This is a genomic window from Streptomyces sp. NPDC001507, from assembly GCF_042894765.1.
In the GTDB taxonomy this organism is placed as follows: domain Bacteria; phylum Actinomycetota; class Actinomycetes; order Streptomycetales; family Streptomycetaceae; genus Streptomyces.
The window spans coordinates 128,112-144,677 of record NZ_JBIAVV010000009.1; the positions used below are offsets into that span (position 1 = coordinate 128,112).

The 16,566-nt window shown below is 67.9% G+C and carries 14 protein-coding genes; 5 read left to right on the forward strand and 9 right to left on the reverse strand.

The genetic code is table 11. The features are described from left to right. Window positions 1–13: 13 nt before the first annotated feature. A complete protein-coding gene (locus ACFY0K_RS28050) occupies window positions 14–4,591 on the reverse strand; it encodes an FtsK/SpoIIIE domain-containing protein (protein WP_390642173.1) in 4,578 nt (1,525 codons plus the stop codon). A gap of 240 nt (window positions 4,592–4,831) precedes the next feature. On the opposite strand from ACFY0K_RS28050, the gene ACFY0K_RS28055 reads away from it, so the two are divergent. After that, window positions 4,832–5,134, forward strand: coding sequence for a WXG100 family type VII secretion target (locus ACFY0K_RS28055; RefSeq protein ID WP_123975012.1), 303 nt, complete (start codon window positions 4,832–4,834; stop codon window positions 5,132–5,134). 155 nt (window positions 5,135–5,289) lie between these two features. On the opposite strand, the gene ACFY0K_RS28060 is transcribed toward ACFY0K_RS28055, so the two are convergent. Then, window positions 5,290–6,690: a hypothetical protein gene (locus ACFY0K_RS28060; protein ID WP_390642174.1), complete on the reverse strand. Its 1,401-nt coding sequence runs from the start codon at window positions 6,688–6,690 to the stop codon at window positions 5,290–5,292. Window positions 6,691–7,122: 432 nt separating this feature from the next. On the opposite strand from ACFY0K_RS28060, the gene ACFY0K_RS28065 reads away from it, so the two are divergent. The 3 genes from ACFY0K_RS28065 to ACFY0K_RS28075 all read left to right on the forward strand — a co-directional run bounded on the left by ACFY0K_RS28065 (window position 7,123) and on the right by ACFY0K_RS28075 (window position 10,370). Further along, entirely contained in the window at window positions 7,123–7,416 is a 294-nt protein-coding gene (locus ACFY0K_RS28065; protein ID WP_390642175.1) for a lactococcin 972 family bacteriocin, read from the forward strand. Between the two features lie 81 nt (window positions 7,417–7,497). Beyond that, complete coding sequence (locus ACFY0K_RS28070) at window positions 7,498–9,600, forward strand: hypothetical protein (protein ID WP_390642176.1); 2,103 nt, start codon at window positions 7,498–7,500, stop codon at window positions 9,598–9,600. Further along, the gene (locus tag ACFY0K_RS28075; RefSeq protein WP_390642177.1) at window positions 9,597–10,370 is read left to right on the forward strand and encodes an ABC transporter ATP-binding protein; all 774 of its coding nucleotides are present in this window, start codon (window positions 9,597–9,599) and stop codon (window positions 10,368–10,370) included. The genes ACFY0K_RS28070 and ACFY0K_RS28075 overlap by 4 nt, the downstream gene beginning before the upstream one ends. Window positions 10,371–10,814: 444 nt before the next feature. Here the strand turns inward: ACFY0K_RS28075 and ACFY0K_RS28080 are convergent, their stop codons facing one another. Both ACFY0K_RS28080 and ACFY0K_RS28085 read right to left on the reverse strand, forming a co-directional pair. Beyond that, window positions 10,815–11,192, reverse strand: a complete 378-nt coding sequence (locus ACFY0K_RS28080; protein WP_390642178.1) for a hypothetical protein — start codon at window positions 11,190–11,192, stop codon at window positions 10,815–10,817. Then, entirely contained in the window at window positions 11,192–11,539 is a 348-nt protein-coding gene (locus ACFY0K_RS28085; protein WP_390642179.1) for a hypothetical protein, read from the reverse strand. Before ACFY0K_RS28085 ends, ACFY0K_RS28080 begins: the two co-directional genes overlap by 1 nt. A 169-nt stretch (window positions 11,540–11,708) precedes the next feature. On the opposite strand from ACFY0K_RS28085, the gene ACFY0K_RS28090 reads away from it, so the two are divergent. Beyond that, a complete protein-coding gene (locus tag ACFY0K_RS28090) occupies window positions 11,709–11,999 on the forward strand; it encodes a GntR family transcriptional regulator (RefSeq protein WP_390642180.1) in 291 nt (96 codons plus the stop codon). Window positions 12,000–12,316: 317 nt separating this feature from the next. Here the strand turns inward: ACFY0K_RS28090 and ACFY0K_RS28095 are convergent, their stop codons facing one another. The 5 genes from ACFY0K_RS28095 to ACFY0K_RS28115 form a co-directional block, all read right to left on the reverse strand. After that, window positions 12,317–12,946: a hypothetical protein gene (locus tag ACFY0K_RS28095; RefSeq protein ID WP_390642181.1), complete on the reverse strand. Its 630-nt coding sequence runs from the start codon at window positions 12,944–12,946 to the stop codon at window positions 12,317–12,319. A 50-nt stretch (window positions 12,947–12,996) separates the two neighbouring features. Beyond that, complete coding sequence (locus tag ACFY0K_RS28100; protein WP_390642182.1) at window positions 12,997–13,908, reverse strand: hypothetical protein; 912 nt, start codon at window positions 13,906–13,908, stop codon at window positions 12,997–12,999. Window positions 13,909–13,921: 13 nt separating this feature from the next. Beyond that, window positions 13,922–15,121, reverse strand: coding sequence for an enoyl-CoA hydratase/isomerase family protein (locus ACFY0K_RS28105; protein WP_390642183.1), 1,200 nt, complete (start codon window positions 15,119–15,121; stop codon window positions 13,922–13,924). 58 nt (window positions 15,122–15,179) lie between these two features. After that, complete coding sequence (locus tag ACFY0K_RS28110; RefSeq protein WP_390642184.1) at window positions 15,180–15,482, reverse strand: hypothetical protein; 303 nt, start codon at window positions 15,480–15,482, stop codon at window positions 15,180–15,182. A gap of 61 nt (window positions 15,483–15,543) precedes the next feature. Then, entirely contained in the window at window positions 15,544–16,539 is a 996-nt protein-coding gene (locus ACFY0K_RS28115; RefSeq protein ID WP_390642185.1) for a hypothetical protein, read from the reverse strand. Between the last annotated feature and the right edge of the window lie 27 nt (window positions 16,540–16,566).

Genomic DNA, 16,566 nt, shown 5'->3' on the forward strand with positions numbered 1-16,566 from the left:
CCCCGTCGTACGGCTACTGCGGGGTCGTCACCGTGACGTGCTCCCCGCTGCCCAGGTGCAGCATGCCCTTGCCGGGCTGGATCGGCCCGCCCACCATGGCCCGGGTGGTCCGGATGCCGATCAGCTCGCCGGAACCGGACTCCTGCGGCGAGAGCAGGATGCCCCGGCGGGCCTTCTTGGCGTCGACCTGCCAGCCCGAGAAGCCGTCGCAGATCTCGTCCTCGTCACCGGCGATGACGACGGCGAGGCCCTCCTCGGTGCCGCGCTCCACGATCCGCTTGAAGACGTCCTCGGCGTCGCAGTCGTCCAGCACCTCGGCGTCGTCGACCAGCACGACGATGGGCTCGGCCGGGGACGCCGACGACAGCACCTCCGTCAGCTCGTCCTCGTCCACGTCCCGCCCGGTGAAGACCTTCAGCACACCTTCCTGCCCGTCGAGTTCACGCAGCGGCGACTGCCGGGGCGCGGCGACGACGATGCGTACACCGTTGGCGAGGTAGGAGCGGGCGAAACCAAACAGCGCCGTGGAACGGCCGGACTTGGCGGGCCCGCCGATCACGAAGGCGGGTACGCCCTGAGCCAGGTCCGGTCCGAAGGCGGTGAGTTCGTCGCCGCCGACACCCACCAGGGCCCACAGCGGGGCGGCCGCCGCGGCCGGGGTGCGCATCGCCCAGGCGTCCTCGAAGGAGATCCGGCTGGGAAGCACGTCCACCCGGAACGGGCGCCGGGAGCGCTCCACCTGGGCGTCGCGGGCCTCGGCCGCCTCGCCGATCGCGACGATCGCCGCGTTCTGCCCCTGGCCGGTGGTGTCCGCGGAGAGCAGCGCGAACTGCGTCTCGGCGGCCGTCTCGCTGCGGAAGGCGCGGCCGGGCGGGATCTCCTCGGGGACCTTGCGGGAGTTGATGTCCAGCATCGAGAAGTCGGCGCGGTCGGCGAGCCGCAGACCGTACTTGTCCTCGGTGAGGGAGGAGATCCGGCCGGCCAGGATCTGCCGGTCGCCGGTGAGGACGAGATGGATGCCGACGCTCGCGCCCTCCCGCATCATCACCATGATCTGGTCGGTGAGATCGCCGTGGTTCAGCTCGCCGAGGGTGGGCAGCCAGCCCTCCCAGCGGTCCAGGAGCAGCACGATGTGCGGCAGCCGCTCCGCCTCCGGCACGGCCGCCCGCTGCTCGCCGATGTCCGCGAACCCCCGGTCGGCGAGCAGCTCCTGACGGCGGCCCAGCTCTCCCGAGAGGCGGGCCATGAGCCGTTCCACCCGCTCGGTCTGGTTGCGGCCGACGACGGCACCGCAGTGCGGCAGCCGGGTCAGCGCGTTCAGCGCGCCGTTGCCGCAGTCGATGCCGTACAGGTGCACGTCCGCACAGGAGTTGGTGCGGGCCAGCGAACCGGCGATGGTGCGCAGCACCTGGGAGCGTCCGGTGCGCGGGGCGCCCGCGATGATGAGGTGCCCGAAGGTCGCGAAGTCGACGGCGACCGCACGGCGGGCCTGGTCGGCGGGCAGGTCCTCGACACCGTAGGGGGCGGCGGGCAGCGCGCCCTGCGCCTGCACGGCCGGCACGTCGTCGAGCAGCAGCGTGTCGTCGAGGGCGGGCAGCCACGGCGAGTGCTGGGCGGGGATCCGCAGGGCGGTGTTGGCCTCGCGGACGGCGTCGACGAGCACCTTCAGGTCGGTGATCTCGTCGTCCTCCTTCGCCTCGGACTTCGGCTTGCGCAGCGCGGCCCGCCCGAGGTCCTGCCAGGACAGCGCCCCGGCCCAGGGCGCGAGCGTGGCCGGATCCGCCGCCCCCGGCCGCCGGCCGCCGACCCGCCCCGACTGGAAGGGGATCAGCGAGGCGTGCCCGAGCCGGACGTACGCCCGTCCCGGCGTGCTCTTCGCGATGTGCCCGGCGTCGGGCGCGTCGATGACGTCGGTCGACTCACCGGCGTCGGTCACGCGCAGTGCGATCCGGAGGTTGGTGTTGGCGCGGATCTCGGGCGACACGACACCGGAGGGCCGCTGGGTGGCGAGCAGCAGGTGGATGCCGAGGGACCGCCCGCGCTGGGCGATGTTCACGAGTCCCGTGACGAAGTCCGGCAGATCACGCACCATCGAGGCGAACTCGTCGATGACGATGAGCAGTCGGGGAACGGGAGAGCGCGACGGGTCCCTCCTGACGAGGTCCTGGTAGTCCTCGATGTCCTTGGCGTCGGCGGCGGCGAGGATGTGCTCGCGCCGCTTGAGCTCCGCCCCCAGCGACTCCAGGGCCCGCTCCACGAGGTGGGCGTCGAGGTCGGTGACCATGCCCACGGTGTGCGGCAGCTTCACGCAGTCCTTGAACGCCGAGCCGCCCTTGTAGTCGACGAGCACGAACGTCATGTTCTCGGGGGTGTTGGCGACGGCCAGCGCGGCCACGATGGTCTGCAGCAGCTCGGACTTGCCCGAACCGGTGGTACCGGCGATGAGCCCGTGCGGCCCGTCGCGCCGCAGGTCGATGCCGAAGGGACCGTCGTACGACTCCCCGATGACCGCCATCGTCGACTGCCCGCCCATCCGCCAGCGCGCGGCGATCGCGTCCCGCGTGGGCGGCTCCAGCTGGAGCACGTCGAGCAGCCGGCTGGCAGCGGGCAGGGCGGAGTCCTCGCTCTCGCCGCTGATGTCGCGCAGCGGGGAGAGCGAGCGGGCGAGCCGGCCGCACCAGGCGGCGGAGACGAAGTCGGGCCGCACGTCCAGCTTGCGCAGTGCCCCGCTCTGCTCGACACGCAGCCGCAACTCCAGGTCCTGCGGCGCCTGTTCCGCACCGTCGCTGCTGCTCTGCGGATGCCAGGCCTGGAAGGACGGAAAGCCGCCGACGGCCTGCTGCGCCACGGGCGCCGCCTGCGCGGCCTCCTTGCCGGCCCGCAGCTCGGCGACCACGACGCCCTGGCACTCCCCGGGCAGGAACCGCTCCTCCTCGTCGAGGCAGATGGACCGGATGGCGACGCCCGGCCCCTCCTTCAGCAGCCGTACGACACCGGGCATGGACCGCAGCCGCCGCGACCCGTCCCACACGACCACGATGTCGGGGTCGGAGAACGCCGGGCCGTCCGTCTTGCTCCGCCCGCCCTTCTGCAGGGCCTTCTGCCGGCCGTCGAGGAGCTGGGTGAGCTCGCCGACACGGGCGCCGACGGTCTCGGAGTCGGTACCGATCAGGACGTTCACGTCCTGCCCGCCGGCCGGCCGGGAGTGCGGCAGCCAGCGCACCCAGTCCCACCGGTCACCGGCGTCGTTGTCGGTGAGGACGTAGAACTGCACGTCCATGGGGCTGTGCAGGACGGCGGTCTGGGCGACGGCCCAACGCCCCAGCGCATGCGCCGAATCGCCGGGCCCGGCGACGCCGATCACCCCGAGGTCGCGCAGCGAAAGACCGACCGGGGCGTCCTCGATGTACCAGCGGACCTTGCGCTTGTGCTCGTCCTGCTCGGGGTCGTCCAGCTCGACCTCGGAGGGCACGCGCCCGGTGCCGAACCGGATCAGCAGATGGTCGGCGTCGGTACGCCGCCGCTCCCACAGCCGCGTCCGCGGCCCGGTGCCGTACGTCAGCACCGCGGCCGGATCGGGCACCGCGGCCCGCCGCTCGGACCGCTCCGCGACCAGCGCCTCCTGGGCTTCCGCTTCGATCCGCTGCTTGTGTTCCTTGTACTCCTTGAGCTGCTTGGCGTGGGACTTGCGGCCGTGCTTCTTGTCCATGAAGTAGTTGCCGAAGAGCATGAGGGGGCTCATCAGCGCCATGATCAGGTAGTACCAGCGCCCGAACATCAGCACGGAGACGACGGCACCGACGAGCGGCAGCAGCGCCATCAGCCAGGGCAGCGGGCGGGCTTCGTAGTCGCCGAGCGGGTTGGGCAGCGAGAAGTGGGTCTGCCGGTCGGCGGGACGCAGCCGCGGCGGCCGGTTGTAGTCGAGCCCGGCACCGTCGTCGGACCACTTCAGGGCGGCGTTGGGCGGGGAGTACCCGGTGATCTCGAGAAGGGTGTTGCCGACGGCGAGCTGCGCGCCGAGCGGCCAGTCACCGTCGCTCTGCACCGTTTCCCCGTCCAGCCGGGCGCCTTCGGTGTGTATCGCGACTTTGCAGGTGCCGTCGATGGCGATGGTGAGGGTGGCGGCGCGGGCGGGCAGCTCGGGGTCCTCGACGCGGAGGTGGGAGGCGGGCCCGGAGCCGATGTCGTACCGCCCGACCCCGAGCCGGTGCACGGCGCCGGCGGCGGGCCCGCCGGCTACCCGGAACTCCACCACACCGGTGGGCTCACCGAGCAGACACCCGGCGGGATCGTGCAGACTGACGACGACTCCGTCCCGCAGCGGCGAGCCCACGACGGTGGCGGCGGGGTCGAGGGCGTACCCGTCGACGTAGGCGAGCGGCCCGGACACCTGTACGGCGGCGGCCTGTTGGCGGTGCGCGCCGATGGGGATGACCTGGGCGCCGCCCTCGCCGGGGTCCGGATACCCCAGACCGACCTGCCGGGCCAGCTCCCTCGCGACGTCTCCGACGGTGGACTCGGGATCCGCGTCGAGCACCACGTCGGCGCTGGCACCGCCGACCGGGTCGACGACGGTCAGACTCAGGCGCACGTTCCGTCCCCCAACACACCGATAGCACCCAACACAGTGGAAGTGACCTTAGCCGCACGTTCTTTCCCGGGTGCAACGGTATCTGTACGGTTCACAGTTCCACCGCACAAGGGCCGTGCGGTCCCACGCGTCACCCCCGTAGGATCTTTGCTCGTGCGGACGGCCCTGTCATGGCCACGATCCGCGCGAACGATGCCACGGGGGAAGGCCCTGCGGCCACACGAACGGGAGGAAGCCGTCATGGCCAGCAAAGACACGGATCTCACTTACGCCGAGATGGAGAAGGTCGCGGGCGACCTGATCAAGGACATGCACGAGCTTGAGGACAAGATCAAGAACGTGGAGAAGCGGGTGAGCGCCCTGGTGGAGAACGGCTTCACCACCCAGAAGGCCTCGGGAGCGTACGACGACTCCATGAAGGAGTTCACGAAGGGCGCGTCCAAGACCATCCAGGGCCTGCACGGGCTGTCCGACTTCCTGAAGAAGGCCAAGGAAGCGTACGAGCAGCTGGACGAGCAGCTGGCGAAGCAGGCCAAGGGTTAGTCAGGTCAGAGGTCGCGGAACGGCCAGGTGCGGCGGGTGCGTGACATGATCCGCCGCACCGGGCGGTCAGGCTTCGGTGGGTCGGCCTCACGTGCAGCCCCGGGGCGGTTTCGAACGGCCGCTCAACGGTCCGGCCAGGCTGATCCGACGGGTCGTCAGCGAGCCGTCGGCCGCCGCTCGTAAACCGTCACCCTGCGGCCGCGGATCTGCTCGTCGGCCACCGGGGTGAAGTACCTGCGCAGCATGGCGGTCTTCGTTCTGTCCCGGGGTGCCGTGACCGGCTGGGCCACCCGGGCCGCGTCCGTCACCAGGAGTATCCGGTGTTCGGCCAGGATCGCGGCGCGTATGCGAGCCGGGGCCGCCTCCACGCCCTTGAGGGTGCCGGACTTCTCCGGGGTTTTTGCCAGGGCTATGTCCCGCAGGCCCGCGAAGGCCTTCGGGGAGACGGACTTGGTGTCCCTGCGGGCCGCGGGAACGAAGAGCACCGCGTTTCCGGTCTGCTTCAGGCGCTGTACGTCCGAGGCCACCGCCAGGACGTCGTCCACTCTGCTCGCCGGGGACCGCTTAGCCAGTGACTGAGGGAGCAGGGCCAGCATCGCCACGGCGAGGACCGTGGGAAGGATCCATCTCGACGCTCCTGGGAAGCGGGGCTCGGCCGCCCGTACCGCCGAGCCGACGGCCGTACCGATCAGCAGTGCCAGCCCCAGCATGCTGTAGAGGATGTAGCGGTCCAGGAACAGCGGCTGGATGAGGGACAGCGCGACGAGGCCGAGCTGGGGCACCGCCAACAGCGGCAGTCCCACGGCCGCCGAGGACAACCGGCCCGCCCGTGGCCGGTCCAGCAGGCCCCCGGCGCAGCCGATCGCCAGCAGTACCCCAGGGCCGATCAGCATGTGCCAGGACAGCGGGGGGATCCATGACACCTGCGCGGACTGGCCCCTGCTGAACACGATCAACGGCAGCACACCGACCGTGGCGCACCCGGCCGCCGCCGCCCAGCGAGCCAGGACTCCTCGATCCGCCCGAACCCAGAGCAGCGTGGTCAGATGAGCCGCGAGGATCATGAGCGAGAGCCAGTTCAGCAGGCCCATGAAGAGGACGACCACGCCGTAGGCGACCCAGTGGCACGTCCGGATTCGCCGTTCGACGGCGGTTGTCAACACCAGGGTGGCGATTCCGGCGCCGGCCGCCACCAGCGCGTACGACCGGCCCTCCTGGAGATAGAACTGCACGGCCGGCAGCAGCCCGAAGGTCATCCCCCCGGCCAGGCCCGCCCAGGCGCCGGCCAGTCGGCGGCCGATGACGGCCACGCAAGCCGCCGCGACCGCCGTGGCCAGCACGGACGGCAGCCGCAGGGTCGTGGTGCTGGGACCGAAGCACTCGAACAGCACGTGCATCAGCAGGTAGTAGACCCCGTGGACCACGTCGACGTTGCCGAGCATGTGCCATATCTCCGCCGTCGAGCGTTGGGCCACCTGCCAGGTCGCGGCCTCGTCCCGCCACACACTGTCCTGCCGCGACAACCCCCACAGGCCGAAGACGAACGTCCACAGCATCGGCAGCAGCCAGACGAGACCGGCGCGGTACGAGGGGGAAGGCGCCGCAGGTGTTGTTCCGGGCCGGGAAAAGCGGAATATCGCCTCTGACTTTCGGTCAGTAGACATGGAGAAGAGCCCCCGAAGTGGTCGTCGAAGAGTGCGGGTCGCCAGAGGTCACCTGCCAGCCGTGAACCGTAGCACCTTAGCGAAATGACCTGGTCCACGCTCTGGAGCACATGTTTTCAGCGTCACCGCAACCAAATTAATCGCGCCACTGGCCGAAATCCAGGCCCATCTCTTTTGCGTCAGCTTTACTGTGTGTTCCACAGCTTTTCGGCCAACTCGCCGTCCATGAACGATCAGCCTGTTGCGTCGCGATCACCTTCCGTTCAGAGTTTTGAATCGTTCACAGCAAGCCCACGGGTAACTCACAGTGAGAGGTGTTTCACCATGCACAGGAGAAACGTGGTAAAGGCTGCCGTCGCATCCGCGGCCCTCATTTTCGCTGCAGCGACTCCGGCAATCGCCACGACCGTCGATGTGGCCGGCGGAAAGTGGAGCTACGACCAGGGCGCCAACACGGCGTGGTCGAACTTCAAGCACCCGTCGAACTGGCACGCTTCGTCGGTGAAGATCGGCAGCCAGACCTTCAAGAGCGGCTGCACGACTCCGGGCGAATGGTCGCTCGCGTCGGGCACGAAGAACGGTGGCAGCATCTCGTACTACTACGACCCGAGCTGCTGACCTGATTGGCTGTGGGGGCGGATGCTCCGTGCCCCCACAGCTGTTCTTTCCGTTCTTCCCCCGGACTGGAATCGGTATCAGATGCTGCATCGAGGCACAAGATTCGTCCACGCCGCGGTCCTGGCCTTCGCCGCAGCGCTGTCTTTTCTGTTCGTACGCGGTCTGGACGAGACCGGGGTACTGGGAAACTCGGCTCTGGTCGAAATCATCGACTCCGACGGTTCGGCAAACGGAAGCCAGGTCACCCGGGCTGTCGAGGAATTCTCGACCGAACGCGGAGTCGCGGTGGCCCGCGAGGTGCCTGATCTGAGGAATCCCGACAGCGTCCGGCACCTGTATCTGACACCGGACGGCGGCACTTCCGTGACGGCGGGATGGCTGGACCACGGATATCCCGAATTCAGCAGGAACAATGCCACCCGCGTGCACCCGATGTCCGAGGCTGCAGCGCTGGACCCTCGCGGCTCCTACTACGTGTTCGGATCTTCCACGGCCGTCGACGCGCTGGTGGCCGAATTCAGTCGGCTCGGTCTGACCGCGACAGTGACCCACCCGCTGTCGTACGCCGAGCTGACCGACCGATACTCGGACGACCCGCTGTTCCGTGCCTTCTGCGTGGTCGCACTCGCCGCGGTGACGATGACTGGCGCGAGCGTGCTGCTCAACGCCAAGGCCTACGGGGTCCTCCGGATGCAGGGCCTGTCCTTCGCCGGCATCCTTCTGCGTGACCTGCGGCAGCTGGCGGTCTTCTGGCTCGCGGCGGCCGGCACCGTGGCGGCGGTGACCACGGCCTCGCTCGGCCTCTACAACGGCTTCGCCTGGGCCGGGCTGTTCGCCGCGGTGGCCGCGGTGGCCGCCGCCATCCTGGTCGCGCTGGTGCTCTCGGCCCACGCGGCCGTGCTCGCGCTCACCTACAAGGTGGACGTCCTGCGGGCCCTCAAGGGTGAGTTGCCCGCACGGGCCGCGTCCGTCAGCGTCTATCTCGTACGCATTCCCGCGCTCCTGCTCGCGCTCAGCATCGCCACGAACGTCACCCTCGCGGGCCGGGGTGTACTGACGCGCCTGGAGAACCAGAAGGTCTACGGGGCGGTGGGCGACGCGGTCTCGATCCGTCTCAGCGGCGCTTTCGCCATGCACACGGAAGAACTGGACGAGCACGTGGGACCGTGGCTGCGCCAGGCCGACCGGCGCGGCGAGGTCGTCCTCGCCGGCCGCAGGGACCTCCAGGTCTCCGCCCCCGGCGCCCATCTGCCGTCCGGCGAGTTCCTCATCGTCAACGACACCTACCTCGCCGAGCAGCCGGTACAGGACCCGACGGGACACCGCTACACCGCTCAAGTCGAGCGGGGCAAGGCGCCGGACGCGCGTCCGGTACGAGTCATCATCCCGGATTCCCTCGCCTCTCACGCGGCGGTGATCACGAAGGCGGCGTCCCAAATCATCGACCCGCATCAGGATCGGAACATTCCGCTTGAGGCATCGTGGAGCAGGTCGGGACAGCGCCTCTTCGGGTACAACACCGGCGCCTACGTATACAACTCGGCACACGGTCCCGACGAAGACAGGTCCATGTTGCCCGATCCGGTGATCATTGCAGTACCCAATGGTTCGCGTTTTCTCACCGACGACGCGTATACCACCTATGCCACTCAGGCGGGAGTGGTCTTTCCGGACCCGAATGACGTACTGACCGGCATCAAGGCGGGCAGACTGCAGAGCTATGTCAACGGGATGAGTCCTGTCGGCCAGAAAACTGCCCTGGATCTCAGGAACGCCCTCAGCGAACTACGGCTCCACGTGTTCAACCTCGTCGTTGCAGCCATCGTTCTCCTCATCGCCGGTGTCGGCGTTTGCATCATCTACTCCCGCAGAAATGCGCAGACGATATTCGTGCGGCACATCAGCGGTTGGAGATATGTTGCCACGCATCGTTTTGTCCTGGCCGTGGAATTGGCCATCGCGGTTATATTCGCCACGCGGGTTCCTTTCGAAGCGTGGCAGCAGGGACAGGAACTGAAGAAGTTCGCGGCCGCCGGTGCGCCCGCCCCGTTCCAGCCCACCCATCTCACCGCGCTGGACGTCGGTGTCATCACAGCTCTGGTCGCCGTCGAATTCGGAGCCGTGCTACTGGCTCTCGCGTTCTTCCACCGTCGGATAGTGAAGGAAGGAGCGACCGCCGCATGAGCCCAGTAAACGAAGAACTGCCCTCCAGCAAGACGGAGAAGACCGTGATCGAGGTCGAGAACCTGTCCAAGGTGTTCGATTCTCGGGTTCTGTGGCGCGATGTCAACTTCACCGTCGGCCGGGGTGAGATGCTCGCGCTCGTCGGCCCTAGCGGATCAGGCAAGTCCACCCTCCTCAACTGCCTCGGACTACTCGACAAACCGGCCACGGGCGCGATCCGGTACCAGGGAAAGGACATCACGCGGTTCGGCAGGGGAGAAACCCGCCGATTCCGCCGCGACAGCCTCGGCTACCTGTTCCAGCACTACGCGCTGCTGGAGAACGCGACCGTCGACGAGAACCTGGAAGTGGCCATCAGGCCACGGCGGAGGACACCGGACAGCGGCGGTCCGGGTATCGCCGAGGCCCTGGACCGCGTGGGCCTGGCGGGCCGGGGCGGGGAACGGATCCACCGTCTGAGCGGTGGTGAACAGCAACGCGTGGCCCTGGCCCGGCTCATCGTCCAGCGGCCGACACTGGTCCTGGCGGACGAGCCCACCGGCGCTCTCGACGACACCAACACCACCGCAGTCGTCGCGATCCTCCGGGAGTTGAGCCGAGCCGGATGCGCCGTGGTCCTCGCCACCCACGACGCCGCCGTCCGGGACCGCTGCGACGCGGTCTTCGCCGTGCACAAGTCGTCACTCACCACCACCCCACCACGCGAACCGGCCGGCCACCTAGCGGACCCCGGTACCGGCGATCTGCCGGCTACCGCCGCCGGCCGGTGAGGCCGTCAGGGAACCGCGCATCATCAACGACGCCAGAACCCGCCTGGTGAGCAACCCGGGCTCCGGCGCCCGGAACGCAGTCGCGTGGAACTGCCTGCCCGTCAAACGGACTCGACGCGAATGCCGACAGGGTTGCGCACGGCCGGCTACGCCTCGACGTCCGCCGGATCGCTCGTGAAGATCACCGCACTGCCGTGTCTGACGGCGGACAGGTGACCCAGGCGTCATCCACCGCATCCGCCCTCTTACCGACCGGAAGCTGTGCTTCGCCGAGTGCCGCACCGATCCGGCGTCAGTCGATGAGGTCAGGGCCGCGCCGTGCGTGGTGGCAATTCGGGCACAGGGGATGCTTGGTGGTGTGAACTGCGTCCTCTCGGACAGGCGCACGGCGGGTATGCCGTGCGCACGGCACTTGTTCCGGGCGCCTGGGTTGACGCCTCGTGGTTACGCTCCTGGTCCGTTCCCCGGCTTCGGTGTTGCCCGCCGACGGGCGATTTCACGGCCCTGTTCATTGTCCAGTACGCCCAAGCGCCTGCCCCGGGACTCGGCGATGCGCAGCGCGTCGGTGAGGCACTCGGCGAGGCGGATGCCGGCGTAGCGGACTTCGGCGTAGGGCGACATGGGGTCGTCCAGTAGTTGGCGGGCGTGGGCAAGGACGTCGGTGCCGGTGGCGAGCTGGGTGGCCTCCATGTCGTCGGCAAGGCGGGACAGGTAACTGCCGCTGTTGTCCGTGACCAGGTAGCAGGGCTTGCCCTCGGGCGTGGGCCAGGGGAGGAGACGGGCGGAGGCCGGGGCGTGCGCGCGGCTGTCTGCCTGTTCCATCAGGCAGCCACCTCCGGTGCGCCGATCACGTGCTGGTCGAGGTCGATCCCGAAGTCGGCGGCCAGTACGAGGGCGAGCCGTCGGCGTTGCTGGAGGGCTGCCTCGCGCTCGCGCGCGGTGAGGTAGGGACGGACCAGAGCGGAGTCGGCGCCGTCGAGGAGGGTGGCCAGGCCGTACGGCGACCGGTGGACGGGGAGGTGCGGGGGCTCGGCGGTGAGGGGGCAGCGTACGAGGGTGAGGTGCAGGTGGGGGAAGGGGTGACGGTTAGGGCGGCGGCGCCTTTTCCCGGTGCCGGGGGCGAAGAGGAGGCGCAGCCATTGGAGGGCGCGAGGGATAAGGTCGTGCATGTCGACGCTCCTTGTAAGCGTTGGCCGTGCCCCGGGAGGTAGCCGCCTCGCCGGGGTCTATGTTGACCACTCTGCACTAGGACGCGATAGGTAGCAACTGGAAGCATTAGGTTGCATGCGGACGTTCCCTCATGTGGTGCCTTGCTTCGAGCCGCCTTAGCGTGCGGCTATGGCTAACGATCGGTGGACGCCCGACGCGACAAGTCCCGTCTACGTGTATCTGCAAGTCGCACACCACATCGCAGAGCAGATCCGCACCGGGCGCCTGCCGGTGGGCGCACGGCTTCCCGCCGAACGTGACCTCGCCGAGCAGTACGCGGTTGCCATCAACACCGCCCGCCGGGCCGTGCGCGAGCTTCGGGATCAGGGTCTTGTCATCACGGTCCCGATCAAGGGCACGTTTGTGCAGGCTCAGGAGCCATACAGCGAGCCATCCGAAGACCGCAGCCCGAATGCATGAAAGGAGCCGTGCATTGTGCTCGGCTCCTTCTGACCTCTGAGTGCCCTCGTGGCCACTCGGCGGCAGCCGATCGTCGCCCACCTCGCGTTCCCTTGAGTGCCGGCGCAGGAAACGTCAGTCAGGGGGTCGCTTCCTGATGCTGGCTCGAAAGGGCCGAGCGGTCGCGCCCTCGCTGGCGTCGGCAGGGACCACGAGGGTCACGAATGTGCGGCACGGATCCTAGGCGTGGATCAAGCTCTTATGGACTGGAAGGGGCCGGAGAAGTCTCTGCCGGTGCCCCAACCCGAGGTCGGACGGAGAAGCTCAATGTGCTTCGGTCAGACAGATGCCTCGCTGAACGGCCCGTGCGCGTCCAGTTCGTCGGTTGAAACGGGGAACGAGACGGTCTGGAGGATGGCCGTCGTCATGTCGCAGAACTCGCCCCAGTACTCCATCGCCGCGGTGTCGACGGTGAATACAGCTGTGAACGGCCCTGTGGGGAAAGGAACGTGGATCTGAATCTGGCCGGTGAGCAGCCTGGCCTGTCCACCGCTCGCCGTTATGTCCGCGCTGAGCATGAGTTCACGCAGCGTGATGCGTGAGACTGCCGGACCGCACGGCAGATCGAGCCAACGGGCGTCGTTCGTGGGGTCGGAGGAGAGTATTGCCAGGATGCCCTGAGCGGCGATCTCCGGGTCTGTGTGGTCGGAGGCGTATGCGGCAACGGTGAAAGAGCAGTGCGCTACACCGCCGGTGTCCAGAGCGAAGAGACCGAAGCCCGAGAACGCGAGTCCTGCACTCGCCATCGTTTCTGTGACAAGTTCGTAGAAGGGCGCCGCAGTCTGCCAGAGCCTGTCGTCCCCGCCGGGAAAAAGGCTGCGCACGAACTCCAGAGCAGCTGCGGGCCGTTGTTCGCCTGAAGTGTCGACCGGGAGAGCGTGGATGCCCTCTGGGGCGACGAACGTCATCGGAGGGATGATCTGCGCATCCCGTGTTGCGTTCAGCTGGACCGTTGCCGTCACTTCTCGGCGCCCTTCGGCAGCACGTCCGTACCGGACGGGGAGAGGTACCGGGTGAGGGTCTGATCGGTACCGTTGGACAGGGGGACACGCAATTCGACAGACACAATGCCGTCGGGAAGCAGCTCCAGCGTCGGTGGCTCGGTGACCGGCAGGACTCTGCCGACCGAGCGGGCGACTGACAGGGGAGGTTCCGCCACCAACTCTGCGACGCGTTGCTGCTGCTGAGGGGTGAGGGCGTCCTCCGTCACCGGTTTTCGTTCTCCGCGGAAACGGGCTGCCAGTTTGGTGGCGTCACCGACCTTCCAACGAGTCCACGACCCGTCGGTGAACCGAACCCTGACATCGGACCCGTTCTGGGGGTAGGCCAGTTGTTCGATCGCAGCTACGGACACCCTGGGTGTCTGCCATAGTTCGTCGGCTGGCGCGAGCCCGGCCGCTGCGTCCACTCCCAGAATGAGCAGACGTTGATCGGTCAGTACGAGTTCCGTGCGGTACCTCTTCGGCTGACGGGCGGGGTCGAGCTGCCAGGGGACAGTACGGGCGGTGGTGCCCTCGTCTGCCCACATCACGGGAAAGTCGTCCACCTCGTTCTCAGGATCCTGAGATTTTCCCGGGCTGCCTGGCTCACCGACGAGTTGGCCACTGGGTGCGGCGATGTTCCCGACGATGTTGATCAGGCGAGGGATACCCAGCAACACGACATCCAGGGCACGAACGCCCGCCCGGTCCGCTTTGCCCCGCGGAGTGAAACCAGGGCCGGGAGGCCAGCCTGCAAGCTCACCTTCGATGTCATGCCGTTCGGTGTCGCGGAACGACCGTAGGCCAGCCACTGTGGGCGCCAACCCGGTGGCGAAGGTGACGTTCGTCCGCATGAGCAGGCTCTCACCCGGAGGCGGATACCAGTCCACAGCTCGGATCCTCTCAGTGCGCGGCAGCGGATTCCTGGAAGCGGTCCCCTGGGTTCATCATCTCTCCGATGTGCGAGTGGATTGAGAACGCCTTGGGGAGGATCTTCAGAGTCGCGTCGATCCCGCGTCCGAGACCACTCATGGAGTCGATCTTCTTGAGTCCCGGGATGCCACGTGTGCCAATGAACTGTCCCTGACGAATGTTGTTCTCCGCGACGAGGGCGATGCGGTTCATGATGCCGCCCTCGGTGGAGATGTGCCCTCCGGCCTTGAGGCCGAATAGCTGGATCTTCGTGCCCCTGATGGTGAAGCTGGCAGCGCCCGCAACATTGTCGCCGACGCCGATGATGTTCCGCCCGATGGTGTTCACTCCCTTGAAGCCCTCACCCAACTCGGCGGCGCGGGCTGCAGCGACTGCTCCATCGGCGACCTTGGCGCCCTTGGCGAAGGCGCCGATTCCGGGAATGGCGCCTAGCGCGTCGAAGCCCATGCTCGTCCAGCTCACGTCGGCGCCGGCGGCTTTCGCCACCAGGTGAGTCACGAGTGCGAGGCCGCTGCTCACCACCGCCGCCGCGGCGAAGATCGCGCCAATCGGCTCGAACGGTGCAGTGATGATCGCGATCACGCCCAGGATGCCGCTCAGATCACTGAGAAGGTCGCCCACCAGCTTGATCAGATCAGCGTGATCCTTGATCCAGTCGCCGGTGGCGTCCCAGGCTCCCTCGATACCTTTGCCGAGTTTGTCCCAGAAGCCTGGCTCGTCGGGCGCGATGTCGGCGGCCTTGTCGAGTTCCTTGCTGATCTGCCGGGCGGCTTGACGGTATTCCTCTTCCAGTTCATGGACCTTCCGGATGAGGCCGTCCACGGCACTGGAGGCTTTGGCGAGTTCGTCGCTGCCCTTGCCGCCCGCCTTCCCCTCAGCCTCGGCCTTCGCGTCGAGCTTTTCCCCGGCGCTCTTCTCCAGCCGGTCCGCGCGGTCCTGGAAGTCCTGGAGGTCCCCTGCCCAGCGGTGCAGGGCACGCGAGGCCTTGTCGAAGGACTCGTGGCTCTTGCGGATGAGCGGGGTGACATCCTGGCCGACGTACTCGCTGAAAGCGATCGCGGTCTTGCCCTTCCAGGCACCGGTCTCGATGCGTTCCAGCTCGCTCAGCGCCGTTCCCAGCTCGCCGGCCAGCTTGCCGAGTTGCTTCGCGAGGTCCCGGGTGTTCTCCACGCTCCCCGGCGTGGGGTCCCAGCCTATGTGGGAGAAGGCAGGCCGTTGCCCAGCCACGTCACTTGCCCTTCTGCTTCGGAGCCTTGAGGGACTCGGCGAGGTCGAGGTCGAGCTTGCCGAAGCTCTCCCCGATCTTGTTGATCATCTTCACGGCGCCCTGGGTGTGCTTGCCGAGCTGCTTGATGCCGTAACCCCAGTCGTCGGCGAAGTCTTGTACGTCTTCAATGAGTTGCTTCTCGCCAACTGCCGAGGCGTCCGCGCTGCGGAGAGTGAGGCGGGTGGTCTCCATGCGGTCGCTGATGGACGAGAAGGTCTTCTTCAGGTCCTGGAAGATCGTGTCTTCGAGGCGCAGGTCACTCATGTCGGATTCCGGTCTCCTGGAGCGGCCCGGAGCCGCAACTCCGTGGTCCGCTCGCGTCTCGTCAGCGGTTGACCGCCTGGATTTCCTTCACGGTCACGTTCTGCTCGTACGTGGACAGGCCGTCGGGCAGGCCCGGCTGTCGTGCGGGTCCGTCGGGGTCGGCCGAGTCCGTCCAGGTCACCTTCCAGGTGATCGACGCCTTGAAGGGGTAGGTGCCGGTACCCGACGAGCGGAGATAGGTGATGTTGCAGGCCGCGTCCTTGCTGTCGACCGTGTAGCCGCCGTCGTCCCTCACGAGGTCGTACGTGCAGCTCTGCGGATCGGCGTCCGACGTGCCCGCGTCGACCCTGAGGGCCACGGGAGTCGCGACGGTCGTCGCGGCCATCTCGACGCCCTTGTAGTTGATGCTCGCAGTCGTCCAGACCCGGTCGAAGTTCCCCTCGAACTTCACCCGCGTACCGAGGTTCACCTTGAGGTGGTCCGCGCTCGGGTTCAGCACCACGGGTGGCTTCGGCAGCTTGGTCGAGTTGTAGGCGAGTTCGGAGAGGATCTCCGGGGTCAGCTGGTTGGGGTCTGCCTTCGGCTGGGCGGGCGGGACCCAGATCTCCCAGTTGTCCGGAGTCACGGGACAGGCGTCGGTGTAGTTGTCGTTGCGGAACTGCACCTGCCACCACAGGCCCTTGTCACCCTTGTGGTAGTCCTCGTCGGCGCGCTTCTTCGCATAGCTCGCGGCCGGTTCCTGGGCGCCCTTGTACGAGGACTTGATGAAGTCCTCGTACTCGTCCGGCGAGTACATCGGCTCGTACCAGCAGACGGGGGGCTTCCAGTTGGCGTTCGAGGACGTGGCGGTCGCCGTGGAGGTGGATGAGCCGGCCGTCTTCTGGTTGATACGGATGTGGGCGCCGATGGTGCCAGCGCCCGAGTTGGCGCTGGAATCGCCGCCGGAGTCGGCAGGCGGAGGCTGGACCTCGCCCTTGTCACCGTCGCCGTAGGAGGGGTCGCCCGCGTACGCCGGAGCGCTCGCTCCCACCGCGATGAGCAGGCTCACAGCCGCCATCCGAGAAGCGAGACGAGTGGTTCGGGC